Origin of the sequence: Alistipes sp. UBA1686, assembly GCF_002320215.1 — a bacterium.
In the GTDB taxonomy this organism is placed as follows: domain Bacteria; phylum Bacteroidota; class Bacteroidia; order Bacteroidales; family Rikenellaceae; genus Alistipes; species Alistipes onderdonkii.
Genome location: NZ_DCKA01000021.1, coordinates 376592 through 402272, shown reverse-complemented (window position 1 = coordinate 402272; position 25681 = coordinate 376592). Strand labels below are relative to the sequence as shown.

The window sequence follows — 25681 nt, the reverse complement described above, 5'->3', positions numbered from 1 at the left end:
TATGAAAAAAACAGTCATTATCGTCGTGAGCGTGCTGCTGTGCGCAGTCTGCGCCACCGTGATCGGACAGAAAAAGATTCTGTCGCCCAAGGAAGAACGCCGCGAGGTGCGTGAAAAGAGACGTGCGGAACGTATCGCAGATTTTGAGAAAACGATGGATTCGGTCATCCTTTCGCGTAACTTCCAGTTCAACCCCCAGACCATGCAGCGGCAGCCGGCCGGCCCCATGCGCCAGATCATCAACCCGGCCTTCAACGTGGGTGTCTGGGACGGCACGGTAGACATCTGCCTGCCTTATGTCAAGGGCTATGTGCCGCCTTATTACACGACCATCATCAACTACACCGTGCCCAACGTGCAGGGCTATACCACCGAGCAGACCCACGAAGGCTGGATGGTAACCTTCTCCACCTCGCTTTTCTCGGCGTCGACCTATACCTTCACCTTCGAGATCTTCTCCCGTACGGGCGGTGCCAACCTGACCATCACCAACCCGTGGTATAACCCCGTGGAGTACTCGGGCACTATTTCACAGCTCTATTGACCATGAGTTCCGGGATGTATCGCCGGACGGGATGCGGCGCCCCCTTTCCGTCCTCCCCGTTGCGGCGGAATGCCGCTGCAACGATAATCCTTCCCGGATTGCGAGCCCCCGCCCCGGCGGGGGCTTTTGCTCCTGCGGGGCGGGCGGTAGTCCGGATATTGTGCCTTTGCGCCCTTGTTTTCGGGGCCTCGGGTGCTGTGGCGCAGTCCGCGCAGACCGTCCCGCAGTTCACGCTGGGCACTTCCACCGTCGACAGCGTGCCCCAGACGACCGTGGTTCCTGTCCAGCAGCCCCCTGTGCAGGTCGTCGAGCATACGACCGTCTACGAGGAGTCCACGCGCGGCATGACACGGCCCGAACGCCGCGCTTACCGGGCGAAGCTCTATGCGCAGAAGATCGACTCGCTGGTACAGTCGCGCGACTACATGTTTTTCCCGAACAGTATGCAGGAGGTACCGGGCGGCATGATCCGCAGCATCTATACCGATTATTACTTCTTCGGGATGTTCATCGACCACATCGGGGTGCACCTGCCGACCGAGCGCGGCATCACGCAGTATCTCTACGTGCTCAATTTCGACTCGCCGTCCCTGTCCGATTACCGGGCCGAGCGCTTGGCGTGGGGCTGGCGCATCTCCTTCGGTTTTGCCGACGGCGATATGGCCTACCATGCCGGTTTCGAGGTTTCGACCGCCACCGGCGAGACGGTGCTGACGCTGACGGCTCCCGACCTTGTCATGCGCTATGTCGGGTGGCTCTGGGACAAACGGATCGGCGATCCCAAGTTCCGGCGGCTGGACTGAGCGGCGGCTTTCACTGATGTCGGGCAGCCCGCGAACCGGGAAGCCCTTATCCGACGGTTTCCTCGCCCGGTTTGGCCTGCATTTTGTATATCAGTGCCACGGCGGAGACGGAAACCCCCTCTTCGCGCCCCTCGAAACCGAGATGCTCTGTGGTCGTAGCTTTGACCGATACCCGGTCATCGCCTACGCCCATTGCACCGGCCATCGCGGTGCGCATGGCGTCGATATGCGGCCGCAATTTGGGCCGTTGCATCCGGATCGTACAATCGACATTCCCGATCTCATATCCTTTTTCGCGCAGCAGCGCCGCAACCCTTCGGAGCAGTATTTTCGAGTCGATGCCCTTGAAGTCATCCGACGTGTCGGGGAAGTGCATCCCGATGTCGCCCAGCGCTGCGGCGCCCAGCAGTGCGTCGCATACGGCGTGTATCGCCACGTCGCCGTCCGAATGCGCCACGAATCCTTTCGTGTGCGGAATTTCGATCCCGCCCAGCACCAGGGGCAGCCCGTCGGCCAGCGCGTGTACGTCGTATCCGTGTCCTATCCTGAAATCCGTCATAGAGTTCCGTATTTTCCCGTAAAGATAGTGGAAGCGGGGGGCAAAAGCAAATTTTCGGCCGTCGCAGCCAGCCGGAAATGCAAAAAACCGGACGCGGGATACCGTGAATTACGCTGTTTTTCGTATATTTGTATTTGAAAATCTTCGGCCGGAAGAATTCTTGTAGATACCCCATCCTCGGAGCGTCTTTCTGCCGTTGTAAATATTGTCATGGAATGGGCGGAAATCGAGGGACGTACGCCCGGCGTTACGGCCGGCGGCAACCCGGCGATGTGCCTGTAAATTATATTAGGAGATTATGTCTGAAATAGTAAACCTTGAACCCCGGATCGTGTGGGAGCAGTTCGATGCCATCACACGGGTTCCGCGCCCCTCGAAGAAGGAGGGCAAGATCATCGAATTCCTGGTCGATTTCGCCCGGAAGCACAACATCGAGTATAAGAAGGATGCCATCGGCAACGTGGTGATGCGCAAACCCGCCACGCCGGGCTTCGAGGATCGCCCGGCGGTTATCCTCCAGTCCCACATGGACATGGTCTGCGAGAAGAACTCCGACGTGGAGTTCGATTTCGACAACGACCCGATCCGCACGCACATTGACGGCGGGTGGGTCAGGGCCGAAGGTACGACGCTGGGTGCCGACTGCGGCATCGGCATGGCTGCCGCACTGGCCGTCATGATCGACCCCGCGGTGCAGCACGGGCCCGTCGAGGCGCTCTTTACGGTCGACGAGGAGACCGGCCTTACGGGGGCTTTCGAACTGGGCGAGGAGATGCTCACGGGCAAATACCTCATCAACCTCGACTCGGAGGACGAGGGCGAGATCTTCATCGGCTGTGCCGGCGGCATCGACACCATCGCCACGTTCCGGTATGCGATGGAGGAGGCGCCGAAGAACTACTCCTTCTTCCGCGTCGACGTCTCCGACCTGCAGGGCGGGCACTCGGGCGACGACATCGACAAGGGACGCGTCAATTCCAACAAGACCGTCGCACGCCTCTTGTGGGACGGCATGCAGTCGTTCGAACTGAAGCTGAGCTATTTCAACGGCGGCAACCTGCGCAATGCGATCCCGCGCGAGGCGTACGCCATCTTCGGCGTCCCGACACGGTTCAAGTCCGAGTTCGTCAAACGCTACGACCTCTTTGCCGCCGACCTGAAAGCCGAATTCCGTTTCCGCGAGCCCAATTTCAAGATTACGCTCAACGAGATGCCCGAGGTCGACCAGGTGCTCGATGCCCGGACGCAGTTCGGGCTGGTCTACTCGCTGGTGGGCGTTCCCAACGGCGTGATCGCCATGTCGTTCGCCATGCCGGGGCTGGTCGAGACCTCGACCAACCTCGCTTCGGTGAAATTCGAGGGCGACGACCGCATCGTCGTCACCTCGTCGCAGCGGTCGTCGGTCGAGAGCGCCAAGACCTATGTCATGCAGATGGTCGAATCGGTATTCGCCCTGGCCGGTGCCGACGTCGCCCATTCCGACGGTTATCCGGGCTGGGCGCCCAACCCGCAGTCCGTACTGCTCGAAAAGACCGTCGGCGCCTACGAACGCCTGTTCGGTGCGGAGCCCAAGGTGCGTGCGATCCATGCCGGATTGGAGTGCGGCCTGTTCCTCGAGAAATACCCCGAACTGGAGATGGTTTCCTTCGGCCCGACGTTGCGCGGCGTGCATTCGCCCGACGAGAGGCTCGAAATCGCCACGGTGCCCAAGTTCTGGGATTTGCTGCTCGAAGTGCTCAAAACCGTCTGACCCGCCTGCGAACGCGGCAAATCCCGCCACGGATGCACGGTTCCCGGATGCACGGTTCACGATAACGGCCCCGCAAAGACGGGGCCGTTGCCGTTGCGGGTGGTGACGCGGTTATTCTCCCGCTGGCCTTACCACTCCCGTGAACTTGACCACGGGATATGCCAGAAGTTCGTTCGAAACCTGTACATGGCATTTGTCCGTGTCCTTGTACAGCGTTATTATTACCTTCCTGTCCTGGGAATTCGCCGGCCCGGTCATTCTCATGCAGAACTGTATGTCTCCGTTCTTTTTCCGCTTTTCCAGCGTTATTTCCGCCGAGTCGTCCGTTATGGTCAGGTTGCCCAGCGGTGTTTTCGGGAAGAGGTCGGGGGTGAAACTGATAACGCCCCGTTTGCCTTCCATGGAAATGTAGTTGCCGGTGGATGACTTGACCGGGGATTTGTCCTCCGGGAGGTAAAATTCATTCGCCTCGATCACGAACCGCCCCTCTTCCAGTGCCTTCGACGCTTGTGCGTGGCGGATCCCCCCTCCGGTCGCTTCGCCTTGCCGTCCGGCTGCCGGTTTTTGCGCTGCACATCCTATTATAGAAAAGAGTCCGCAGGTCGCTGCCGCAAAAGCTATGAACAGGCTTTTCCGGAGTAAAAAAAGTTTTTTCATGGCGGTAAATTTAAAGGATTAATGAAGGATTGTGAAGCATGTGTTTTATATTGTTCACAATATAATGAAAAAATAGGAATAAAACAATCATTTTATTCAATATTTTTGCCATGCTATGAAATCCGTGCGGTCGATGATCCGGGCCCCCATCCGCATGGATCGGGCGACCGTTGACCGCTCCGGGTGTTCCCGGCAGGGCGCTGCACGGCAGGCTGCAAATAACAGAGGGGCTGTCCGGCAAGTCCGATTTTACGATTTCACCCCCGCCGGAACAAACTCCGGCAGGGGTGGTTTCTGTTTCCGGCTGCTTGTGCGGCAGTCCCTTTTCGTCGATATGGATGCCGCGCCCGGAAGCCGTATGCGTCGTCCCTTGCAGCAGGGGAAAGAAGGCCGCGTAAATGCCGCGATGGTTTCCGCGATGATTCCTGGAATGATTTCCGCGATGACTCCTGCGATGATGGCCCACGCGGTGATGCCGGCGCCCGGCGTATCGGGCAGGATCGCCGGCGGGGGATTACATCCCTCCTCCGCCCTGAGCGCCGCCGGTGCTTCCGCCGCCACCGCCCTGTGCGCCGCTGCTCATGTCGTCGTTGCGGATCGACTTGGCAGTGCGTTTCACCCCGACGTTCTGTTTGCCGAAGCGGTAGCTGACGCGGAAATAGAGGCTGCGGCACGCATACCTGTATTCGCTCCAGCCGCCGAAGGTCGGCGTGTCCGAGGTGTTCCTGTTCCTGCGGTATTTCTCGAAGGGGTTGTTGCACATGATGCTCAGGTCGAGCTTCTTCTTGAGGAACTGCTGTTTGATGCCCATGTAATAGTAGTAGTAGCTTTCCGATTTGCCGCCGAGCCACGCATACCCCGTCGAATAATTCTCACCCAGCATAAGCCGCGCCTCCTTCCAGAGCGCGAAGTCGAGGTTGAGGTTCTGGCTTAACGTGAACTGGTCGGTGTGGATGTCCATGGCGTCGAAATCGTTCTGCGAATACCTGCCGTTGTAGCTCAGCGAGAGGTTGACCTTCTCCGACGGGCGGTACGAGAACGAACCGTTGAATCCGTAGCTGCGCGAACGGACGTCGTTGCTGTAGGTGGTGTTCGTGATGCCGTCCCCGTCCGAGAAGGAGTACGACGACATGTTGTTGTTCGACAGGAAGGTGTTGAGTGCGAAGGTCATGCTCCATTTTGCGGCATAGTGGCCGTACTGGAGGTTGATCGTGTGGTATACGGCCGCTTCCAGTCCCGGGTTGCCGTACGACAGCCGCGTGGGGTCGGTGTCGTCCTCGGCCGGCGAAAGCATGTAGATGCCCGGGCGCTGGAGCCGCTGCGTGTAGGAGAGCGAAATGTTGTGGCTCACCTTGGGGATGAATGTCAGGCTCAGGTAGGGCACCACGTTAAACTGGCGGTTCGAAAACGAGTAGGTGCCTTTGGCGGTCTCCTCCACGTCGGCGTCGTTCCATGTCCGTTCCATGCGCGCACCGAGGCGTCCAGACCATTTGGTGTAGGTGAATCCGTATCCGGTGTAGATGCCCAGCACGTGCTGGCGGTAATCCATGCCCGTGAATTTTATTTTTTCAGTCGGGAATGTGCCGTATTCGTCGCTCTGCTTGTTGTCGGTGTCGGAGGTGCTGTTGCGGTAGATGTGTTTCAGCCCCGCCTCGATCTTGTGGTGTTCCGACAGCGGGTTGGCGTAGTCTACCTGCACGGTGTTGCCCGTCATGCGGTTGTCCGCATCCTGCAACGCTCTGTAATTGTATCCGTCGTTGTATATCCGGTCTGTATGGCCTTTGTCCGGGTCGATCTCGACTTCATCCGATATGGTCAGCGTATGCCCCTCCTTGCCGAAGGTGTGTTCGTAATTGAGCGAGACGCTGCCGCCCATGTAGTTCCATTTCTGGATGCTGCGGCTGCCGTATTCCAGCAGCGGGTTCATTTCGGGGTCGAGGATCGCGTTCGTACCCAGCGATTTGTAGCGGCTGCGGCCGAGCCACAGCCATCCGTTGAGCGTGATCAGGTTGAGCGTGTCGGGCTGGTAGCTCATGTCCAGTCCGACGTTGCCGTAACGCGAACTGCCCTTGTTTTCGGAGTAACTGCGGTTGTAGCGGTTCTCCGAGTCGTAATTTTCCTGCCACGACTCCGATTCCGAGGGGGTACGGCCCCCGTCGTAGTAGCCTGCATAGCCCATGATGCTCGCCGCGAACTTCCCGGCCTGGATCGAGAGGCTGGCGTTGCCGTTGTAGGCCGGGTTCTCCAACACCGTGACGCTCGCGCCGACGCTGCCGTTGTATCCGTGGAACTGCTTCTTGCGTTGGGTGATGAGGTTGATGATGCCGCCCACGCCTTCGGCTTCGTACTTGGTCGAGGGGTTGGTGATGACCTCTATGCGGCTGATCTGCGAGGCGGGCATGCTCTGGATCACGTCCTTGAAGTTGTTGCTCATCGTTGCCGAATTGCGCCCGTTGAGCAATATCTTGTAATTGCTCTGTCCGTTGAGCAGGACGTTGCCGTCGCCGTCGAGCGAGAGCTGCGGAACCTTGCGGATGATTTCGTCGAGTGTGCTCGTCGAAGCCTGCGGGTCGTCCTCGACCGAGTAGGTGGTCTTCTCGGCGTCGGCCATTACGAGCGGTTTCTGGACTTCGATCACCACGTCGCCGACCTCGACACCCTGCGTGATGGCGATCTTGCCGAGCGCCTTGCCCGATGCGGGCACTTTCACGGCCTGTTTGTAGGGCGTGTAGCCTACCATCGTGATGCAGAGCTGGTAGTCGCCCGCTTCGGGAGCTTTGAGCGAGAAGCGGCCGTCCGAATCGGCGGCTACGGCGTTCACGACCGTGACCGAGTCGCGCTGGAGCGAGACGGTGGCATAGCCGACGGCTTTGCCGGAAGCCGAATCGGTGACCGTCCCGGTCAGGGTGTTGGGTTGTTGCGCGGCAGCCGGATGCAGACACAGCAGCATGGCTGCCGACAGCAGGAGAGCGAGGGCTTTTTGCATGTCAGGACGCTTTGAGATTGTTGAGAGTTCACAAATATGAGGTTTGTTTTCCGATTTTCCAAATTTGCGGACGGTGTTAGCCCCCCCCCGTGCTTATGTGCGCGTAATAGTTTGTATATCATATTATTATTTGATTCTGAAAAATCAAAAAATATTTTCTGCCGGCACAACTGCCATAAAGGACGAAATTCAGCGGTTTTTATTGTTGCTATTTAAAACATGTTTAAAATAGTTATATTTGTATTCTGAAAAGTCCCTGTGCATGCTCCGCAAATACGCTCTTACCGTGGTTTTCCTGTTCGTCGTGTGCGGAGCTGCGGCCCAGCTCCCCGACGACGAATACTATCCCTATGGCACGGGTTATGAGCAGCGTACGCCCATCGTGCTTACCGACTCCTCGCTTTTCTACCGGGCAATCCAGACCATGCCCGACCTCTACGGCAGCATTTCGGCCTTCAATCTGCCCTACATCGCGCTCGGCCGCCGCGGGCAGCATTACTCCTCGGAGGCGGCCTCCTTTTCCGGGTTGGGGATTTCGTCCCGCTATTTCGGTTCGCTGCGGCTGCTCGGGGCTCGGGAAGAGCGCCGTGCCGGGATCGCGGCATTGCCCGAGGCCATCGGCGGTGCCGGCGGCGTGCGTACCTTCCGGTTCCCCGGGGCGCTGGCCGAACCCTCCTGCCATGCCTCCGTCAGTTTCACCGACCGCAACTACCTGGCCGGGGCGAAACTTGCCTTTGCGCGGCCTGCGGGCCACGGCTGGGATGTCGCTGCCGCCGTCGAGGCCCGCACGGGGCGCGACATGCACGTCGAAGGCGTCTTCACGAATGCTCTGACGGCGGGATTCCGTGCCGCCAGGCATTTCGGCGAGGGCCATACGCTGGCTTTCCTCCTCATTGTCCCGCCGTCGGTACGGGGCACACGCCTTTCTTCGGTCGAAGAGGCTTTCCGCCTTACGGGCGACAACCTCTACAATCCGGCCTGGGGTTTCCAGGACGGCAAAGTCCGCAATTCGCGCGTGCGGCGCGAGCTCGTGCCGCTGGCCGCCGCTACGTACTGCGTGCGGCTGTCGCCCGCGACCTGGCTCGACATGGCCGCCGGGGCCGAATACGGGGTGCGGAAATACAGCGCCCTGGGGTGGTACGACGCCCGTACGCCCATGCCCGACAATTACCGTTACCTGCCCGGCTATACGGGCGACCGGGAAACCGAACTGGCATGGCGGTCGAACGACGCGCGCTATACGCAGGTTTGCTGGGACGAGCTGATCGCCCGCAACCGCATGGCGGGCGGACATGCCGTCTATACGCTCGAAGACCGCGCCGAACGTATCCGCAACCTCGGTTTCGACGCCCTCCTTACGACCGCGCCGGACGAGCGGCTGACGCTCCGCTACGGCTTTTCCTACCGCCATGCCCGCACGCGCAGCTACAAACAGATGCGCGACCTGCTGGGGGCGGATCATATCACCGACATCGACCAGTACCTCGTGGACGACGACACCTACGGCAACCTCCTGCAAAACGACCTGCGCCATCCCGGCCGCACCGTCCGCGAGGGCGACCGTTTCGGCTACGACTATGCGCTCTCGACGCGCGAGGCCACCGTCCGCCTGTCGGCCGAGTACCGTTCCGACCGCCTTCGTGCCGACGTCGCCCTCGCGCTGGGCGATGCCGCCGTGCTGCGCCGCGGGTATTATGAGAAAGAGCTCTTCCCCGGGACACAGTCCCTCGGGCGCTCGCGGCGGATGGGGTTTACGCCCTATACGGTCAAGGCACTGGTGGGGTGGGCTTTCTCGCCCCGCAGCTACCTCGAAGCATCGGCCGCAGCCGGGGCTGCGGTGCCCGATGCCGCCGACCTGTTCTACCAGCCGTTGTATAACAACCGTACGGTCGACGACCCCGCTGCCGGGCGTTTCTACGCCGCCGAGCTCAATTTCACCCGTACCGGCGAACGGCTTTCGCTCCGCATTACGGCCTTCGCCGTCGCCATGCTCGACGGCATCCAGTCCCGCCGTTATTACGACGACATGGCAGGCGTATACAGCGACATGGCCGTTACGGGCATCGGACGCATGGCCTGCGGCGCAGAGGCCGCCGCCGACCTCCGCCTCGCATACCGCTGGAGCCTTTCGCTCGCCGCTTCGGGCGGGCGGTACAAATATATCCGCAACCCGCGCGTCACGGTCATCTCCGACGTCGACAATTCGGCCGTCGACACCCGTGCCGAAAGCCACATGGGCGGTTGTACGCTCGGCGCCGCACCTCAAGTTACGGCTTGCGCCGAACTCTCTTATTTCGGCCCCCGGGGATGGGGTTTCCGCGCCTCGGCGGGATATGCGGGGCTGCGTTACGTCGAGCCTGCGCCCCTGCGCCGTACGGCGCGCATCGCGCGGCAGGGCGGCATTACACAGGAGGCGTTCGATGCCTTTACGCACCAGGAGCGTCTCGGAGATGCCTCCACGCTCGACGCCTCGCTTTTCAAATCCTTCTATTTTGGCCGTTCGCGGCTGACCGCTTCGCTCATGCTGCGCAACCTGCTGGGCGATGCCGATACGGTTTACAGCGGTTACGAGTCGCTGCGCGTCCGGCGTATCCGTTCGGGTGACGCCCTCTATTTCGCACCCCACGCCACGCGCTATACCTATGCCTATCCGCGTTCGTTCTACCTTACAGTCTCTTATAAATTTTGATCCGCAAGTGAAAAATCGCCGGAATATTTTGCTGTTCCGGATAAAATCCGTAAATTAAAAGGCAAAAAAACCTAAAAACTTCAAGCCTTATGATTATCGGTATTCCCAAAGAGATCAAGAACAACGAGAATCGCGTTGCCCTTACCCCCGCAGGCGCCCAGGAGCTCGTCAAACGGGGCCACACGGTTTATGTGCAGGCTACGGCCGGTGTGAACAGCGGTTTTGCCGACGAGGCCTATACGGCGGTAGGGGCGGAGATCCTTCCCACGATCGGGGATGTCTATGCCCGTGCCGAAATGATCGTCAAGGTCAAGGAGCCCATCGCCCCCGAGTACAAGCTGATCCGCAAAGACCAGCTGGTCTTCACGTTTTTCCATTTCGCCAGCAGCGAACCCCTTACCCGCGCCATGATCGACAGCGGGGCGGTATGCTGCGCCTACGAGACCGTCGAACGTGCCGACCGCTCGCTGCCGCTGCTGATCCCGATGTCCGAGGTCGCAGGCCGTATGTCCACGCAGGAAGGGCGTTATTTCCTCGAAAAACCCCGCGGCGGCAAAGGCAAGCTGCTGGGCGGCGTACCGGGGGTGAAACCCGCCAAGGTCTTCGTCATCGGTGCCGGCGTGGTCGGCACGGCCGCGGCGCGTACGGCTGCCGGGACGGGGGCCGACGTGACGATCTGCGACATTTCGCTGCAACGCCTCACCTACCTGGCCGACGTGATGCCCAAGAACGTCAAGACCCTGATGTCTTCGGAATACAATATCCGCGAAGAGCTCAAACATGCCGACCTGGTGATCGGCTCGGTGCTGATCCCCGGCGCCAAGGCCCCGAAGCTCGTTACGCGCGACATGCTCCGGGAGATGGAGCCCGGCTCGGTGATGGTCGACGTGGCCATCGACCAGGGCGGCTGCTTCGAGACCTCGCGTCCCACGACGCACGAAGACCCCGTCTACTATGTCGACGGCATCCTGCACTACTGCGTGGCCAACATTCCCGGCGCCGTGCCCTATTCCTCGACGCTTGCGCTCACCAACGCCACGCTTCCCTACGTCGTCCAGCTCGCCGACAAGGGCTGGCGCCGTGCCTGCAAGGAGAGCCGCGAACTGGAACTGGGGCTCAACATCGTGCAGGGCAAAGTGGTCTACCGGCCCGTCGCCGAGGCCTGGGGGCTTCCCTGCGAGCCGCTGGCGCTGTAACGCCGTCGCCGGCTTTCCTGCCCGCAGCGGGTTCTCTTGCGGAGATGCCGACTTGGCGTTTACGCCGAATAAAAAGCGGGTGGTCTGTATTCCACCCGCTTTTTTCGTATATTTGGACGATGATCCGGAAATTGCTGCTCATACTCCGCTTTTATTATTCGGCCATGTTCTTTTTTTGCATGGCCGTGAGTATCGGGTTGGCATGGGTGGTCTCGAACCACGGCCCGACAATCGTCCCGTGGTGCCTGTTGGGCAAGGCGGCGGTCTATCCGCTTTATCTCTATGTCTGGATCGTCCGGCGCTACGGCGACGAGTTTTTCTACTACCGCAACCTCGGCGTGCGGCGCCGCGAACTGCTGGGCGTGAGTTGCGGGGTGGACTTTATCCTGTGTTATGTGTTATTGAAACTGACGGCCGCCTTCCTTTATGAACCCCTCTGAGAAACATATCCTCGAGATCGACTCCGTGGAGTTGTCGTTCGGCGACCGGCGCATCCTTTCGGGAGTGTACCTCGCCGTTGAAACGGGCGGCGTTACGGCGGTGCTCGGCCGCAACGGGTGCGGCAAGAGCTGTCTGATGAAGATACTGTGCGGTTCGCTGCGGGCGGATTTCCGGTCGATGCGCATCGACGGGGTGTGGCATGACCGTTTTCGGGCCGACGAGGTGCGCTACCTCGCGCAGCAGGGATTTATCCCGGGCTGGCTGACCGTCGACCGGGCACTGCGCGACTTCGGGTTGCCGTGGGACGACCTGCTGGCATGGTTCCCGTTGTTCGGCAAACTGCGCGGTACGAAGATCCGTGCCCTGTCGGGCGGCGAGCGGCGTATTCTGGAATCCTACCTGATCCTGTGCAGTCCGACGCAATTCGTCATGCTCGACGAACCTTTTTCGCAGGTCGCTCCGCTGCACGTGTCGACGCTCAAGGCGCTGATCCGGCAGGAAAAATCCTCGAAAGGCATTCTCCTGACCGACCATATGCACCGCCATGTGACGGATATCACCGACCGCCTCTACGTGCTGGCCGACGGCCAGACCCACCTCACCCGCGGCGAAGAGGATTTGGTACGCTACGGATACCTCGCACGCTTGTAAATGTTTTTTCCGGGACGGGACTTATCCCGTGATCCATTTTTTGAACTCCGCAGCCCGGTTTTTGCTCAGGAATACGGGCTCGGGCGTCTCGGTATCCATCGAAACCAGCAGGCGGCTGTTCGACCATACGACGATGCTCGTGATGTGCTCCCTGGCGACGACGTATTGTTTGTTGACCCGGCAGAATGCCCGGGGATCCATGTCGTCGCAGATGCTCTCCAGCGTCCTGTTGTAGGCATAGTTGCTGCCATCGGCGAGGTATACCCTCGACGTCTCCTTGGTCGAATAGAAAAAGGCGATTTTCTCCGTCGGGATCGGCAGCAGTTTGTCCTTGTAGGCCACCAGAATGTTCCTGCGGGAATTCGTCCGCTGGCAGGAAATCATTTCATACAATTTCTCGATATCCGGGAGTACCTGCGGCCGGCTGAGCCGCCGGTATTTTTCCAGTGCGCGTTTCACCTCGTCGATGGCGAGCGGTTTGAGCAGATAGTCCACGGCGTTGACCCTGAAGGCATGGATGGCGTATTCGTCGTAGGCGGTCGTGAAGATCACGGGCGCCTCGACGGCCGTCCGCTTGAATATCTCGAAAGCCGAACCGTCGGACAGATGGATGTCCATGAAAATCAGATCCGGAACGGGGTTCTTTTCCAGCCATGCGACGCTTTGCATGACACTCTCCGTCGTGCCTGCTATCCGGATGTCCGGGGCCGATTCCGCGAGGATGCTCCTCAGGTCGTCGAGGGCCCCCATTTCGTCTTCTATGATCAGTACCCTCATCGCGTATGCTTTATGTTCATCTTGACCATCGGCAGGAACACCCGGAACATCCCGTCACCCCCCCCCTCGGTTTTCTCGATGCGTATTTCCTTACCCAGCAGCAGCCTGTACCTGTTGCTCAGGTTGGTCAACCCGATGCCGTTCGATTCGGGCGGCGTGAGCTTCGGATAGACCGGATTGGCGATCACCAGTTCGTTGTTGTCGTTGAACGAGATCGTGATCCGCATGTGGTGCTCGCTGTCGATGACGTTGTGTTTGACGATATTTTCGAACAGCGGCAGCAGCGAAAGGCTGGGCATGCGCATGTTCAGCGCCTGCTGCGGAATGTCGACCTCGCAGGTGTAGCTTTCGGCGAAGCGTACGTCCATCAGTTGCTTGTACGAATTTATGAAATTCAGTTCCTCGCCCAGGGTCGTCAGCGACGACTCCTTGAAGCGGATGATGTACCGGAATATGCCCGACAGGTTGCCGATGTATTCAAGGCTTTCCTGTTTCTTGTCGCCGCGTACGAGCGACGAGAGGTTGCTCAGTGCGTTGAAAAAGAAGTGGGGACTTACCTGGTTGGCAATGGCGTTGTACTGGCTGCTGAGGTTCTCTATCCGGAGCATCTCGATCTCTTTTTCATGCCGGCGTTCCTTGTTGATCATCAGTACGATGCTGCCGATCAGCAGGCATATCGTATACGTGATGATCAGATACCCGACTTCGTCGTATCCCAGTGTGAGCCACGGTTTTTCGGACTGCAGCGAGATGACCAGCATGGCCGTGAGGATAACTCCCGCGATGACGAGCGTGCCCAGCAGGCAACGTACCGGGAATGGGAACCGCCTGTTCAGGAATATTTCCAGCAGCAGGATGGTCGCCAGCCACAGAACGCAGAACCAGACGACCGATACGGTCGCCCGTTTCGACCACCAGGTGACCGTTACCAGCGTATTCCAGTATTGGCTCAGTTGGATCAGGAAAGCCGTCATCGGGACGGCCCACCGTGAACGCACAGCCTGTTCGAGATAGCCCATGTGTTTTCGTATGTATGAAGAAGGGGTGACGTTGCAGGCAAAAATAGTAAAAAAATGTCACATTCTGTCATTCCCTTTTATCGCCTTGTTTTTCCCGATTATCGGCCTTGTTCGCCTTTTTGGCGTGGTATGAGAACTTTATGGACGATTCGTAGCGATATTTACAAAAACCGATTCGTTCGTTCATACAGCCTTTTCTGGCAATCTTTTTCGGGCTGTATGGACTTTGAATCAGTAGGTTAATGAACTTTTGCAGCAAATTTTTCTAAACATTTTCAGCTATGAAGAAAAAACTACTTTTCTCAGCTTTTTTTGTGCTCGGGGCTGTTATGGCGGGTTGCTCGGATGACGAAAAACCCGTGGATCCCGTTGCTTTGGCCGCACCCGTCCTGGCGGAAGACGCCGTAACGCAGGTTTCGGTCGCCGTGACCTGGGGCGCTGTGGAGAACGCAGTGTCCTACGCCTGTACGCTCGACGGCGCCGCAGGGACGATCGTGACGCAACCGTCGGTGCGCTTCGACGGACTGGAGCCCGGTCGCAGTTATACCGTCGAAGTAAAGGCCGTCGCGGGGCAGGAGCAGTACCTGGATTCGGAGTGCGCACGAATCACCCTGACGACCCTGCCGGCCACACAGCTGGCGGCCCCTGTCCTCTCGGCGGGCGACGCCACGGAGAATTCCGCGACAGTCGTGTGGGAAGCCGTTCCCGATGCGGCATCCTATGTATATACGGTCGATGGCGGTGAGGAGCTGACCGTTACGGGGTTGTCTGCAGTCGTGACCGGGCTGGAATCCGGTATGCCGGCTACCGTGCGTGTGAAAGCCGTTTCCGGACAGGTGCAGTTCCTCGACTCCGAATTCGCCGAGCTGACGGTCGCCGCCGCCATGGAACAGAATCCCTTTACGCTTTCGGCTGTCGAGACCGGGATGAACAGCATTTCCGTATCCGTATCTCCCAAAAGCAAGACGCGAACCTACTATTGCGGTTATGCCCTGAAGTCCGACTTCGACAAATACGCTTCGACGGAGGAATTTATCGGGTCGGTGCGCCGCAAGCTCAGCGCTTCGGCCCTGATTGCGGGCGTCAGCTTCGAGGAGTATCTTGCCGCACAACTCGTACAGGGTGACCACCCCTTCGAATTTACCGGGCTGAAACCCGAAACCGACTATGTCGTCTACGCAGTAGGGTGGTACGCCCCGGGCGACCTGCTCACGACCGTCCTCGTATCGGCTCCTGCCACGACCCTTCCCGATGCGTCGGGCGAAGTGACGGTAACGTTCGAGAATGTCGCGCCCGACGGGTTTGATGTCGTCTGTACGCCCGATGCCGCCATCGAGAAATATTACGTCCATGTCACAAAGACCTCTTCGTTGGCTATGGAGGTATTGATGGCCGGGGGACTGGAGGCATTCAAGAAGGAGGTGATGCCCACCAAGGGCGAGTATACCGGGCCGCAGACCATCCGTAAGACCGGACTGGCCGCCGGAACCTCCTATTCGGTCTGCGTGCTGGGGATCAGCAAGAGCGGCTCCGATTTCTGGATCGAGAAGACACAGAAGACCGAAAAGGCCGAATAAAAATCACGTAAGAATTTCAAAACCGATAAATACGAACGACAATGAAAAAGATCAGCAGAATTTTAATGTGTGCTTCCCTGTTGCTGGGTTTTACCGCTTGCAGCGATTCCGATTCCGGTGACGACGGGGATAACGGGAATAACAACGGGACGCAGCTCGCCGCACCCGTCCTCGCCCAAAGTTCGGTCGAGGAGACCGCTTTCACAGTGACGTGGCAGGCCGTCGAGCATGCAAATGTATATGCCTATTCGCTCGATGGCGGCGCTGAAGCGACCACATCCGAAACTTCCGCCCGTTTGAGCGGCCTGAATCCGGGAACGGAGTATACGGTCACCGTCAAGGCGCTCTCCACCGACTCGAAGTATACCGCATCCGACGCAGCCCAGATCAAGGTGACCACGCTCGCAGAGGATACTTCCGGAATGATCCAGTCGGCCGAGTTCGACGCACTCGTCGGTTCATGGGCCGGCAAGCAGACCGTGAAATACGCCACGGGCATCGACCCTGCGGGCGGTTTCTTCTACCAGACCGAGGAGTGGACGTTCGATGTCGATATCATGGCACAGGTCGGCTCGCGGAAATACCGCAAGGAGAACTATCTCATCTGCCTTGGCCTCGGGGACTTCGAGAAAGAGGGCAGTGCCCGAACCTACGAACAGCTGATCGAAGAGGGCTTTACCGTAGCCCGGGCTCTCGAAGGCTTCGGCCCCAAGTGGTTTCTCAAACTCCTGGAGGACGGATCGATCGTCGTCGAAGCTACTACCAAGTTCAATGTCCTGAGCTGGTTCACCACCGATGAGCTCGGCCCGGTCTACCTGCTCGGCGGTGCCGATGACAAGGCTTTCTCCGATTGCGAATGCGAACTTCCCGTCACGGTCGCCGGCGACGAACTGCGTGTGGGGTCGACCGTGATCGCCGAGAAAACCTGGACACCGTCGCTGTTCCAGTGGCATCCCAAGCAGGGCGCTTATGCGCGCTACTGCCTCGGTGTGTCCGACATCGTGCTGACCCGCAAGAAATAAGCCTTCATCCGGCTGCTTCAAGGCCCGTGTCCCCGACACGGGCTTTTTTGATGCCCGGGCATTTCCAAATAAATCCGGCATCGCCCCGGCTTGCATTATCTTTAACCTTGTTTTAGACAGGCGGCGCCTCGGCAAAATGCAAGTAAACTTGCTTTTGCCCTCGGCTTGCACTATCTTTGCAACCTAAATAATCAAGGTATGGCAGGTTCGAACTTTGTAGATTACGTGAAGATATTTGCCCGTTCGGGACACGGAGGGGCCGGCTCGGCGCATTTCCGCCGTGAAAAATTCGTGGCTTTCGGCGGCCCCGACGGCGGCGACGGCGGCAAGGGCGGCAGCATCGTCCTGCAGGGCGACAGCCAGTACTGGACGCTTATCCACCTCAAATACCAGCGCCACCAGTTCGCCGAGGACGGGCAGTGCGGCTCGGGAGCCCGCTCGTCGGGCCGGGACGCCCGGGACATCGTCATCCCCGTGCCGCTGGGCACGGTCGCCCGGCGTGTGGTTGAACAGGAGGACGGCACCACGCTCACCGAAGATGTCGGCGAGGTGACGGCCGACGGCGAACAGCTCGTACTGCTCAAAGGCGGCCGGGGCGGCCTCGGCAACTGGCATTTCAAGAGCGCCACGAACCAGACGCCGCGCTATGCGCAGCCGGGCGAGGAGGGCGACGAAGGCACCTTCATCCTCGAACTGAAGGTCTTGGCCGACGTCGGGCTGGTCGGGTTCCCCAATGCGGGCAAGAGCACCTTGCTCTCGGTGGTCTCGGCTGCCAAACCCAAGATCGCCAACTATGCTTTCACCACGCTCGAACCCAACCTCGGCATTGTCGAGGTACGTGACCACAAGTCGTTCGTCATGGCCGACATTCCGGGTATCATCGAGGGGGCGCACGAGGGCCGCGGCCTGGGCACACGCTTCCTGCGCCATATCGAGCGCAACTCGGTGCTGCTGTTTATGATCCCGGCCGACAGCGACGACCTCAAACGCGATTATGCGGTTTTGCTGGGCGAGCTTACGCAGTACAACCCCGAATTGCTCGACAAGCAGCGGCTGCTGGCCATCACCAAATGCGACATGCTGGACGACGGACTGATCGAAGAGATGAAATCCCACCTGCCCGAAGGCGTCCCGTCGGTGTTTATCTCGTCGGTTTCGGGGCTGAATATCCCCCGCTTGAAGGACATGCTGTGGGACGTGCTGCAACAGTAGCGAAATCCACCTCGCGGTTGGCGATGCGGAGCGTGTATTTCCCGTTGAAATAGTCGATTATCCCATATACGGAGCCTGTGCCCTGCGGTACGGGCTCCGTGGCATAGGTGCACGTACCTGCCGTGCGGACGATGAATTCCCGTCCCGTGTGATCCGCGATCCACCGTTCGGTCGTCGCGGGGCGTCCGGTCTCGGGATCGGGGTCGCACCAGTTGCCCTGCTGCACGAACCGTACCCCTTCGAAATGCACGTAGGTGTCGGTATGTCGCATGTCTACCTCCCCGAACGTGAGCGTCCGAGGCCGTAGGGGGCTGGTTTCCGCCTGCTTCCGCCGCAGGTACAGCACCGCCTCCGCCTGGGGTATCCTCCCCGGCCCGGCATATTCGTCCGTGGGGCGCGTGCCGAGCATTACCTTGCCGCCGTAGTCGCACAGGAACAGCCCGTTGCAATGGATCGTGACCGCCGTGCCGACCGGGTAGTCGACGTAGAGTTCCGTGGCGTCCACGGCTATCGAAATCCCGCCGCTCGTGTCTTCGACGACCAGCGTTTTGTAGAATTCTCCGTAGAGGTCGTTGCCCGTCACCACGCCTTCGACCGTGATGTCCTCCGTGACGGCGGCCTGTGCTCCCGTGCAACGCGATTTGAGCGCAGCGATCGTGACCATCCCCTGCGGCGTGTCGTCGTCGAATTCCAGCCCCGACGCCTTGTCGCACCCGGCGAGGGCCGTCAGCGCCAGCACGACGGACACGGCCGTGCGGAGTGCCGTGCGGGATATCGCCGGGAGCCGGTTAACGGGTACAATCGTTTTCATCGCGCAGTTTGAGAATGTAACGCCCTTCCCCGGTGGCGTCGTATTGCAGGATTCCCGTGAGCGTACAGCGGCCGACGGGTACCTCGTCGTCCGCAAACCGGGCGTAGCTGCGTACATAGGTGTAGACCGCCGCGCCTACGTCGTCCGTGAAACGCTTGTATCCGGCCCATGTCCCGGGCGTAAGGTCTTCCGGGGTGTAGCTTAGCGCCCCGATCCGCACCAGCGTGCCGCATCGCTCCGGCGTCAGTTCGCCGGACGACAGCAGGGTAGGGGCAATGGGTTCCAGCGCCTCCCCGTTGCGGGTCACCGCTGCGTCCAGCGCCGCTTTCGACCCTATGTAATCGGTCGCGAAACCGCTTCCTGCGGCGGGCATCCGCCCGGCCTGCAATACCCCGTGGCTTTCGCCCAGCGCCAGGCCCCTGAGCCTGAGCGTGACCTGGCAGCCCTCCGGGAAATCGTTGTGCAGGTGGTCTATGCCCGCCATGACCTCTATCCCCGCTCCGTCCTCTTCGATGCAGAACGTGCGGTAGAAATTCTCGTCGTAATCGCTGGTGGTTACGCGCCCCGACACCACGATGTCCCCCGTGACGGGGAAGGTCGTCCCGGCGAATTTCTCACGCAGCTGCCGGATGGTCGCCGTGACGGGCTCGGGCGTGGCGTCGTCGCCGCGTTCCCCGAACCGGGAGTCGTAACACCCCGCCGCGAGCAGGGCCACGCAGAGCAGCGGCAACAGTCGCATAGGGTTATTGTTCGATGCGTGAATCCTTCAGACCGAGGAAATAGAGGATGCCGTCCAAGCCGATGGTCGAGATGGACTGCCGTGCCGTGGCCTTCACCTTGGGTTTGGCATGGAATGCGATGCCCAGGCCCGCGAGGTTGAGCATCGGCAGGTCGTTGGCGCCGTCGCCGACTGCCACCGACTGGGCGATGTTGATCTCCTCGAACTGGCACAGCAGGCGCAGCAGTTCGGCCTTGCGGCGCCCGTCGACCACCTCGCCGACATAGCGCCCCGTGAGCTTGCCCTGTTCGATCTCCAGCTCGTTGGCATATACGTAGTCGAATCCGTATTTCTGGCGCAGGTAGTTGCCGAAATAGGTGAACCCGCCCGAGAGGATCGCCGTTTTATAGCCCACACGCTTGAGGATCGTCATCATGCGCTCCAGCCCTTCGGTGATGGGCAGGTTACGGGCTATTTCCTCCATGACCGAGACGTCGAGCCCCTTGAGCAGGGCCACGCGCTCGGTGAAGCTTTCGCGGAAGTCGATCTCGCCCCGCATGGCGCGTGCCGTGATCTCGCGCACCGCATCGCCCACGCCGGCGCGCTCGGCCAGTTCGTCGATCACCTCGGTCTCGATCAGCGTCGAATCCATGTCGAAGCAGATCAGGCGGCGGCTGCGGCGGTAGATGTCATCTTTCTGGAACGAGACGTCGAGGCCGATTTCCGACAGATTCATGAACCCCTCCTGCATCGTACTGCGCTCCTCGTCGGTGAGCGACCCGCGCACCGAAAGTTCGATGCACGATTTGGCCGCACGGTCGTCCTCGCTGAGCGGGATGCGGCCCGTCAGGCGCTTTATGGCGTCGATATTCAGCCCGTGCTGTGCCACCACGCGTGTCACTTCGGCGATATGGCGTGCCGTGACCGTACGTCCCAGGAGGGTGATGATGTAGCGGTTTTTGCCCTGCCGGCCGACCCAGTTGTCGTAGTTCTGTTCCGAAATGGGAGTGAAACGGATCATCACTCCCAGCTCCGATGCCTTGAACAACAGCTCCTTCATGATGTTGCCCGATTTGTCCGATGTAGTCCGGAACAGGATGCCCAGCGTCAGCGACTGGTGGATGTTGGCCTGGCCGATGTCGAGGATGAAGGCGTCGTAGCGCGCGAGTATTTCGGTGAGCGAAGAGGTCATGCCCGGCTTGTCTTCGCCGGATATATTTATCTGGATGATTTCGACGTTGTTTTGCATCTTGTAGCGTTTTTCCTGTTTTCTTTTCCGTAAATTCGTAGACAAAGTTAGTAAACTTCTCTTTTTTTTGGTTATTTTTGCAGACAAACTTTATTTCTGGTATATGTGGCCTCTTTTTTTAGGAACCGATACGCCCGCGCCGCTGATGCTGCCCGACAGTGTGCAGAAAGCCAATTTTGCGGAAACCGTCCATAAAATTGCGAACCTCGATTTCGAGACCGTATTGCAAAACCTCCTGTCCGAGTCGGTCTGGATACTGCTGAAAATAACCCTCGCGCTGGCGATCTATTTCATCAGCCGCTGGATATTGCGGCGCATCGTCAGGCTGCTCGACTTGGCGCTGGAACACCGCCGTGTCGATATTTCGCTGCGGTCGTTCATGCGCAACACCGTGCGCGTGATCTTCACGCTGCTGCTGGTGCTGATCGTCGTCTCGACGCTGGGCGTCAACGTCACATCGCTCATCGCCGTCTTCTCCGCCGCCACGCTGGCCATCGGTATGGCCCTGAGCGGTACGGCGCAGAACTTCGCGGGCGGCGTGATGATCCTGCTGATGAAGCCTTACCGTGTCGGCGACTACATCTCGGCACAGGGACAGTCGGGCACCGTGCGCGAGATCAAACTCTTCTCGACGGTCATCACTACGGTCGATAACCAGACAATTTACATTCCGAACAACTCGATCGCCACGGCCATCATCGACAATTATTCCACGTCCGATACCCGCCGCGTGGACTGGACGATCGGTATTTCCTATGGCGACGACGTGGATACGGCGCGTGCGGCGATCCTCGCCATCCTTGCCGCCGACAGCCGCGTGCTGGGCGATCCTGCGCCCGTGGTGTGGGTAGCAGCCCTCGCCGACAGCTCGGTCAACCTTTCGGCACACGCCTGGGTGAAGAACGGCGATTACTGGAACGTGTTCTTCGAAAACAACGAAAAATTCTACAAACAACTGCCCGAAAAGGGGATCAACTTCCCCTTCCCGCAGATGGATGTGCATGTGAAAAACAATTAATCTGCCTATAAAATGAAAAAATTGCTTATCATAGCCGTGGCGGCATGCTGCCTGGCGGCTTGCAACAAGGAACTCGGCCCCGAGTATAAGGTTGCGCCCGTAATTTCGAATGTCTCTTGCAGCCCCGGCCTTGATGATGTCCATGCCGGCGATGACGTCCGCGTAACGGCGACCGTCACGAGTGAATACGGATTTACCGGCATCAGCATCCTGCGTGCCCTCAACGACGACGAGACGAAGGTGAAGGAAGAGGGTGCATGGCTGAGTACCAACAAGACGGATACGGAAAAACGCTATTCAGGTACGATCGGCAAGGAGAAGGCCGGCACGAAAGTGACCTTCCAGATACTTGCCGTCTCTGCGTACAGCGTGTATACGTTCTCCGAGGTGTACGAGTATACCGTGCAGGAAGAGACCGACCCGGAGCCGATGCCCAACCCCGAAGCGAATTAATTTACCACACTATAATTTAATATGGAATTGAAAGAAATTCTGGCCATTTCGGGCCAGTCCGGACTTTATAAGTATGTAGCGCAGTCCACGCACGGTGTGATCGTCGAATCGTTGCTCGACGGCAGGCGGATGAACGCTTCGGCGACGTCGAAAGTAAGTTCGCTGACCGAGATCTCGATGTTCACAGAGGGAGACGACATTCCCCTGGCCGATGTGTTCACCAAGATCTATGCCCATACGGGCGGCCGCGAGGCCGTCAGCTCCAAGGAGGCCCCCGAAAAACTGAAAGCTTGTTTCGCCGAGGTGCTTCCCGACTATGACCGTGACCGGGTACACGTTTCCGACATCAAGAAGTGCTTTGCGTGGTATAACATCCTCGTCAAAGCCGGGTTTACCGAGTTCAAGCTTCCGGCCGAAACCGAATAACTCCTGAGCCCCGCCCGAGCGGGGCTTTTTTGTTGTGTCGTATCCCGATTAAATTCGTTTGTTTTTATCCGTAATCCCCGTGTTTGTATTATCTTTGTTCAACGGATAAAAATATCGCTATGGCTAAAATGACAAAAGTGCTGGCACTGGTTGCCCACGACAATATGAAACGCGACCTGGCCGAATGGGTCGACTGGAACAGCAGGAACCTGAGCCGCCATCATCTCGTTTGTACGGGTACGACCGGTAAGATGGTCGAAAAGACACTGCGGGATCACCGCGAGGAAGACGAATCCGCGGATGGGATCCGGGAATTGTCCGACCTGAAAATCACGCTGCTCAAATCCGGCCCGCTGGGCGGTGACCAGCAGTTGGGGTCGCTGATTGCCGACGGCAAGATCAACGCCCTGATCTTCTTCTGGGATCCCATGTCGGCGCAGCCGCACGACGTCGACGTCAAGGCGTTGTTGCGCCTGGCGACGCTCTACAATGTCCCGACGGCGATCAACCGTTCGTCGGCCGATTTCCTGATCTCGTCGCCGCTCTTCGAGGACGAGGAGTACGAGCCCGTCGTAAAGGATTACAAAGCCTATGTCGAGCGTGTGCTGAAGTAGCCGTTGTATCTGAGCGTATAAACGCCTGATTCCACAGGGGGATCAGGCGTATTTTTTGCTGTTTCGCGCAGAGCGGGCAAAACCCCGTTCCATCTCCGTCTCGGCCACCGACCGGAATCAGGCCTTCGTGTGAACCCGATCGATTACAGGTCGTGCGACAGCGGTGCGGGCACTGTGCCGCTCACGTCGAAATCGCCCCAGCGCTCGGCGATCGAGTCGAGCGTGGCGAACAGCTCGGGGATGTCGAGCAGCGTGACCAGCTTCAGGCGTGTGGGCTTGAAATCGGGCAGCCCCTTGAAATAGTTGGACAGGTGGCGGCGCATTTCGAGGATGCCCACGTATTCGCCTTTGATTTCCAGCGATTTTCGCAGGTGCTCCTTGGCGATCTCCACCCGCTCGCAGACCGATGGCTGGGGCAGCACTTCGCCCGTGGCAAGGTAGTGTTTCACCTCGCGGAATATCCACGGGCGCCCGTAGGTCGCGCGGCCGATCATCACGCCGTCCACGCCGTAGCGGTCGAACATTTCGGCCGCTTTCGGCCCCGAATCCACATCGCCGTTGCCGATGATCGGGATTTGTATCTGCGGATTGTTCTTCACCTTGCCGATCAGCGTCCAGTCGGCTTCGCCGCGGTACATCTGGGCCCGTGTGCGGCCGTGTATCGTGAGCGCCGCGATGCCGACGTCCTGCAGGCGCAGGGCTATCTCCTCGATGTTCTTCGACTCGTCGTCCCAGCCCAGGCGGGTTTTCACGGTCACGGGTTTTCCGACCGCCTCCACGATCCGCCGCGTCATTTCGACCATTAGCGGCACGTCGCGCATCATGCCCGACCCGGCGCCTCGCCCCGCGATCTTCTTTACGGGGCAGCCGAAGTTGATGTCGATGATGTCCGGGCCGGCCGCTTCGGCCATGCGTGCCGCCTCGACCATCGGTTCGACCAGATGGCCGTAGAGCTGGATGCCCACCGGACGCTCCGCGTCGTCGATTTCGAGTTTTTTGAGCGACTTGGCCGCATCGCGTATCAGCCCGTCGGACGAGATGAATTCCGTGTAAACCACGTCGGCGCCGAACCGCTTGCACATGTAGCGGAACGACGGGTCGGTCACGTCCTCCATCGGCGCCAGCAGCAGGGGTTTCTCCCCGAGTTCTATGTCGGCAATTTTCATGATTCGCTCACTTGGTCGTGTGTTACGAGTATTTTGTCGATGCGGACGCCGTCCATGTCGACGATCTCGAGGTCGAAACTGTTCCAGCGGAGCTTCTCCCCCGTGGCGGGAATGTGTTTCAGCTGGTCGAGAACCAGTCCGCTGATCGTATTGTAGGCATTGCGGGGAACGGCGTTCTCCGCGCCGAAGAAGGCCAGGAAATCGTAAAACGGACACTGCCCGTCGATGAGCACGCTGCCGTCCTCGCGCCGTACGATGTCGGGTTCCTCGTAGCTGTCGGGGATCTCGCCGACCAGCGCCTCGAAGATGTCCTTCAGGGTGACGATGCCGCGCGTTACGCCGAATTCGTCGCACACGATGCCGTAGCCGAGCTGTTCGCTGCGCAATTGCTCCAGCGCGCTGTATACCTCGGCCCCCTCGTGGAAGAACTTGGCGGGCGAAAGGTGGTTGCGGATGTCGAATCCGGGGTCGTCGATATGTCGGAACAGGTCTTTCAGGTAGACGACGCCTGCGAGCTTGTCGAGGCTCCCTTCGCCGACGGGATAGCGGTTGTGGGGCTCCCGGTTGACCTGTTCGCGGATCTGTTCCGGCGTCATCGCGGTGTCGATCCATACCAGTTCGCTGCGGAAGGTCATGATCGACTCGACCGTCCTGTCGCCCAGCGAAAATACGCGGCCCATGATCTTCTGCTCGACCTCCTGCACTTCGCCGTCCTCCGCGCCTTCCTGGATGATGGAGCGTATTTCCTCCTCGGTGACCTTCGAATCCGATTTGCGGAGCCCCAGCAGGCGGGTCACGCCTGCGGTGCTGCGCGACAGGAGCCATACGAACGGCGAGGCCAGCTGCGAGAGCAGGCGCATGGGCCGGGCCACCAGTTTGGCGATCTTCTCCGCCGAGTTCATGCCGATGCGTTTGGGCACGAGCTCCCCGAATATGAGGGTCAGGTAGGTTACGACGATGACGATCGTGATCTGCGCCACGACCGTGGCCGTACGCAGGGAAATGCCGAGTGCGGCGAGCTCCCGGCCGAATTTCGAGGCCAGCGCATCGCCCGAGTAGATACCCGTGAGGATGCCTATCAGCGTGATGCCGATCTGGATGGTCGAAAGGAATTTGTCCGGGTCTTCGATAAGCTTCTGCGCCTGCCGCGCCCCGGCGTTGCCCTGCCGCGCCTGCATCTCCAGATTGGAGCGGCGCGCGGAGATCATGGCGATCTCCGACATGGCGAAGAAGCCGTTCAGGATGATTAATAATAGAATGATGAGGAACTCCATTGGGGTGTCCGGTTTGTTTGTCTGCAAAGATAATGCATGGCGTGTGTAATGCCAAATTTATTTGTGCGC

24 protein-coding genes are annotated in these 25681 nt (G+C 59.4%); 14 read left to right on the top strand and 10 right to left on the bottom strand.

Annotated features, from left to right (window positions below; translation table 11 throughout):
• Position 1 precedes the first annotated feature (1 nt).
• Together B3C38_RS11760 and B3C38_RS11755 are read left to right on the top strand one after the other, a co-directional pair.
• A complete protein-coding gene (locus B3C38_RS11760; protein WP_022332683.1) occupies positions 2-544 on the top strand; it encodes a DUF4251 domain-containing protein in 543 nt (180 codons plus the stop codon).
• A gap of 197 nt (positions 545-741) precedes the next feature.
• Complete coding sequence (locus tag B3C38_RS11755; RefSeq protein ID WP_232045596.1) at positions 742-1347, top strand: hypothetical protein; 606 nt, start codon at positions 742-744, stop codon at positions 1345-1347.
• A 46-nt stretch (positions 1348-1393) separates the two neighbouring features.
• Here B3C38_RS11755 and ispF read toward each other — a convergent pair whose 3' ends face one another.
• Positions 1394-1906 carry a 2-C-methyl-D-erythritol 2,4-cyclodiphosphate synthase gene (ispF, locus tag B3C38_RS11750; protein WP_022332685.1) on the bottom strand — a complete coding sequence of 171 codons (513 nt, stop codon included), beginning with the start codon at positions 1904-1906 and terminating at the stop codon, positions 1394-1396.
• Between the two features lie 298 nt (positions 1907-2204).
• Here ispF and B3C38_RS11745 point away from each other — a divergent pair, with 298 nt between their 5' ends.
• A complete protein-coding gene (locus B3C38_RS11745; RefSeq protein WP_022332686.1) occupies positions 2205-3656 on the top strand; it encodes an aminoacyl-histidine dipeptidase in 1452 nt (483 codons plus the stop codon).
• Between the two features lie 111 nt (positions 3657-3767).
• Here the strand turns inward: B3C38_RS11745 and B3C38_RS11740 are convergent, their stop codons facing one another.
• Together B3C38_RS11740 and B3C38_RS11735 are read right to left on the bottom strand one after the other, a co-directional pair.
• Positions 3768-4313 (bottom strand): DUF4251 domain-containing protein, encoded by a 546-nt coding sequence (locus B3C38_RS11740; protein WP_286727182.1) that lies wholly within the window; start codon positions 4311-4313, stop codon positions 3768-3770.
• A 514-nt stretch (positions 4314-4827) separates the two neighbouring features.
• Positions 4828-7299: an outer membrane beta-barrel protein gene (locus B3C38_RS11735; protein ID WP_286727181.1), complete on the bottom strand. Its 2472-nt coding sequence runs from the start codon at positions 7297-7299 to the stop codon at positions 4828-4830.
• Between the two features lie 262 nt (positions 7300-7561).
• On the opposite strand from B3C38_RS11735, the gene B3C38_RS11730 reads away from it, so the two are divergent.
• The 4 genes from B3C38_RS11730 (at position 7562) to B3C38_RS11715 (ending at position 12276) form a co-directional block, all read left to right on the top strand.
• Positions 7562-9988 (top strand): TonB-dependent receptor, encoded by a 2427-nt coding sequence (locus B3C38_RS11730; RefSeq protein ID WP_286727180.1) that lies wholly within the window; start codon positions 7562-7564, stop codon positions 9986-9988.
• Positions 9989-10077: 89 nt separating this feature from the next.
• Positions 10078-11184: an alanine dehydrogenase gene (gene ald, locus B3C38_RS11725; RefSeq protein WP_286727179.1), complete on the top strand. Its 1107-nt coding sequence runs from the start codon at positions 10078-10080 to the stop codon at positions 11182-11184.
• A gap of 119 nt (positions 11185-11303) precedes the next feature.
• On the top strand, positions 11304-11624 hold the full coding sequence (locus B3C38_RS11720) for a hypothetical protein (RefSeq protein ID WP_022332691.1): 321 nt from the start codon (positions 11304-11306) through the stop codon (positions 11622-11624).
• The gene (locus B3C38_RS11715; protein ID WP_022332692.1) at positions 11611-12276 is read left to right on the top strand and encodes an ATP-binding cassette domain-containing protein; all 666 of its coding nucleotides are present in this window, start codon (positions 11611-11613) and stop codon (positions 12274-12276) included. The genes B3C38_RS11720 and B3C38_RS11715 overlap by 14 nt, the downstream gene beginning before the upstream one ends.
• Before the next feature lie 21 nt (positions 12277-12297).
• Here the strand turns inward: B3C38_RS11715 and B3C38_RS11710 are convergent, their stop codons facing one another.
• A complete protein-coding gene (locus tag B3C38_RS11710; RefSeq protein WP_117506664.1) occupies positions 12298-13053 on the bottom strand; it encodes a LytR/AlgR family response regulator transcription factor in 756 nt (251 codons plus the stop codon).
• Positions 13050-14072: a sensor histidine kinase gene (locus B3C38_RS11705; protein WP_286727177.1), complete on the bottom strand. Its 1023-nt coding sequence runs from the start codon at positions 14070-14072 to the stop codon at positions 13050-13052. The genes B3C38_RS11710 and B3C38_RS11705 overlap by 4 nt, the downstream gene beginning before the upstream one ends.
• Before the next feature lie 281 nt (positions 14073-14353).
• On the opposite strand from B3C38_RS11705, the gene B3C38_RS11700 reads away from it, so the two are divergent.
• The 3 genes from B3C38_RS11700 (at position 14354) to obgE (ending at position 17883) form a co-directional block, all read left to right on the top strand.
• Positions 14354-15649 carry a hypothetical protein gene (locus B3C38_RS11700; RefSeq protein ID WP_286727176.1) on the top strand — a complete coding sequence of 432 codons (1296 nt, stop codon included), beginning with the start codon at positions 14354-14356 and terminating at the stop codon, positions 15647-15649.
• A gap of 41 nt (positions 15650-15690) precedes the next feature.
• A complete protein-coding gene (locus B3C38_RS11695) occupies positions 15691-16671 on the top strand; it encodes a fibronectin type III domain-containing protein (protein ID WP_117506667.1) in 981 nt (326 codons plus the stop codon).
• Positions 16672-16869: 198 nt separating this feature from the next.
• Positions 16870-17883: a GTPase ObgE gene (gene obgE, locus B3C38_RS11690; RefSeq protein ID WP_276792499.1), complete on the top strand. Its 1014-nt coding sequence runs from the start codon at positions 16870-16872 to the stop codon at positions 17881-17883.
• Here obgE and B3C38_RS11685 read toward each other — a convergent pair.
• Genes B3C38_RS11685 through serB form a run of 3 tightly spaced genes read right to left on the bottom strand, consistent with a single transcriptional unit; the run spans position 17813 to position 20661 of the window.
• Positions 17813-18694: a DUF5689 domain-containing protein gene (locus tag B3C38_RS11685; RefSeq protein WP_276792501.1), complete on the bottom strand. Its 882-nt coding sequence runs from the start codon at positions 18692-18694 to the stop codon at positions 17813-17815. The genes obgE and B3C38_RS11685 overlap by 71 nt on opposite strands.
• Positions 18672-19433, bottom strand: a complete 762-nt coding sequence (locus B3C38_RS11680; protein WP_286727175.1) for a DUF5689 domain-containing protein — start codon at positions 19431-19433, stop codon at positions 18672-18674. The genes B3C38_RS11685 and B3C38_RS11680 overlap by 23 nt, the downstream gene beginning before the upstream one ends.
• A gap of 4 nt (positions 19434-19437) precedes the next feature.
• Entirely contained in the window at positions 19438-20661 is a 1224-nt protein-coding gene (serB, locus tag B3C38_RS11675) for a phosphoserine phosphatase SerB (RefSeq protein ID WP_055203356.1), read from the bottom strand.
• Positions 20662-20764: 103 nt separating this feature from the next.
• Between serB and B3C38_RS11670 the strand changes: the two genes are divergently transcribed.
• The 4 genes from B3C38_RS11670 to B3C38_RS11655 all read left to right on the top strand — a co-directional run bounded on the left by B3C38_RS11670 (position 20765) and on the right by B3C38_RS11655 (position 23172).
• Complete coding sequence (locus tag B3C38_RS11670) at positions 20765-21679, top strand: mechanosensitive ion channel family protein (protein ID WP_286727173.1); 915 nt, start codon at positions 20765-20767, stop codon at positions 21677-21679.
• Between the two features lie 12 nt (positions 21680-21691).
• Positions 21692-22132 carry a hypothetical protein gene (locus tag B3C38_RS11665; protein WP_286727172.1) on the top strand — a complete coding sequence of 147 codons (441 nt, stop codon included), beginning with the start codon at positions 21692-21694 and terminating at the stop codon, positions 22130-22132.
• A gap of 21 nt (positions 22133-22153) precedes the next feature.
• A complete protein-coding gene (locus B3C38_RS11660) occupies positions 22154-22558 on the top strand; it encodes a DUF5606 domain-containing protein (protein ID WP_286727171.1) in 405 nt (134 codons plus the stop codon).
• Between the two features lie 119 nt (positions 22559-22677).
• Positions 22678-23172, top strand: a complete 495-nt coding sequence (locus tag B3C38_RS11655; protein ID WP_055210489.1) for a methylglyoxal synthase — start codon at positions 22678-22680, stop codon at positions 23170-23172.
• A 143-nt stretch (positions 23173-23315) separates the two neighbouring features.
• On the opposite strand, the gene dusB is transcribed toward B3C38_RS11655, so the two are convergent.
• Entirely contained in the window at positions 23316-24338 is a 1023-nt protein-coding gene (gene dusB / locus B3C38_RS11650; protein WP_018697161.1) for a tRNA dihydrouridine synthase DusB, read from the bottom strand.
• A complete protein-coding gene (locus tag B3C38_RS11645; RefSeq protein WP_022331742.1) occupies positions 24335-25612 on the bottom strand; it encodes a hemolysin family protein in 1278 nt (425 codons plus the stop codon). The genes dusB and B3C38_RS11645 overlap by 4 nt, the downstream gene beginning before the upstream one ends.
• Between the last annotated feature and the right edge of the window lie 69 nt (positions 25613-25681).

Coding starts and splice junctions, on each gene's coding strand:
- B3C38_RS11760 (WP_022332683.1), top strand. CDS start 2: ATGAAAAAAACAGTCATTATCGTCGTGAGCGTGCTGCTGTGCGCAGTC.
- ispF (WP_022332685.1), bottom strand. CDS start 1,906: ATGACGGATTTCAGGATAGGACACGGATACGACGTACACGCGCTGGCC.
- B3C38_RS11745 (WP_022332686.1), top strand. CDS start 2,205: ATGTCTGAAATAGTAAACCTTGAACCCCGGATCGTGTGGGAGCAGTTC.
- B3C38_RS11740 (WP_286727182.1), bottom strand. CDS start 4,313: ATGAAAAAACTTTTTTTACTCCGGAAAAGCCTGTTCATAGCTTTTGCG.
- B3C38_RS11735 (WP_286727181.1), bottom strand. CDS start 7,299: ATGCAAAAAGCCCTCGCTCTCCTGCTGTCGGCAGCCATGCTGCTGTGT.
- B3C38_RS11730 (WP_286727180.1), top strand. CDS start 7,562: ATGCTCCGCAAATACGCTCTTACCGTGGTTTTCCTGTTCGTCGTGTGC.
- ald (WP_286727179.1), top strand. CDS start 10,078: ATGATTATCGGTATTCCCAAAGAGATCAAGAACAACGAGAATCGCGTT.
- B3C38_RS11720 (WP_022332691.1), top strand. CDS start 11,304: ATGATCCGGAAATTGCTGCTCATACTCCGCTTTTATTATTCGGCCATG.
- B3C38_RS11715 (WP_022332692.1), top strand. CDS start 11,611: ATGAACCCCTCTGAGAAACATATCCTCGAGATCGACTCCGTGGAGTTG.
- B3C38_RS11710 (WP_117506664.1), bottom strand. CDS start 13,053: ATGAGGGTACTGATCATAGAAGACGAAATGGGGGCCCTCGACGACCTG.
- B3C38_RS11705 (WP_286727177.1), bottom strand. CDS start 14,072: ATGGGCTATCTCGAACAGGCTGTGCGTTCACGGTGGGCCGTCCCGATG.
- B3C38_RS11700 (WP_286727176.1), top strand. CDS start 14,354: ATGAAGAAAAAACTACTTTTCTCAGCTTTTTTTGTGCTCGGGGCTGTT.
- B3C38_RS11695 (WP_117506667.1), top strand. CDS start 15,691: ATGAAAAAGATCAGCAGAATTTTAATGTGTGCTTCCCTGTTGCTGGGT.
- obgE (WP_276792499.1), top strand. CDS start 16,870: ATGGCAGGTTCGAACTTTGTAGATTACGTGAAGATATTTGCCCGTTCG.
- B3C38_RS11685 (WP_276792501.1), bottom strand. CDS start 18,694: ATGAAAACGATTGTACCCGTTAACCGGCTCCCGGCGATATCCCGCACG.
- B3C38_RS11680 (WP_286727175.1), bottom strand. CDS start 19,433: ATGCGACTGTTGCCGCTGCTCTGCGTGGCCCTGCTCGCGGCGGGGTGT.
- serB (WP_055203356.1), bottom strand. CDS start 20,661: ATGCAAAACAACGTCGAAATCATCCAGATAAATATATCCGGCGAAGAC.
- B3C38_RS11670 (WP_286727173.1), top strand. CDS start 20,765: ATGTGGCCTCTTTTTTTAGGAACCGATACGCCCGCGCCGCTGATGCTG.
- B3C38_RS11665 (WP_286727172.1), top strand. CDS start 21,692: ATGAAAAAATTGCTTATCATAGCCGTGGCGGCATGCTGCCTGGCGGCT.
- B3C38_RS11660 (WP_286727171.1), top strand. CDS start 22,154: ATGGAATTGAAAGAAATTCTGGCCATTTCGGGCCAGTCCGGACTTTAT.
- B3C38_RS11655 (WP_055210489.1), top strand. CDS start 22,678: ATGGCTAAAATGACAAAAGTGCTGGCACTGGTTGCCCACGACAATATG.
- dusB (WP_018697161.1), bottom strand. CDS start 24,338: ATGAAAATTGCCGACATAGAACTCGGGGAGAAACCCCTGCTGCTGGCG.
- B3C38_RS11645 (WP_022331742.1), bottom strand. CDS start 25,612: ATGGAGTTCCTCATCATTCTATTATTAATCATCCTGAACGGCTTCTTC.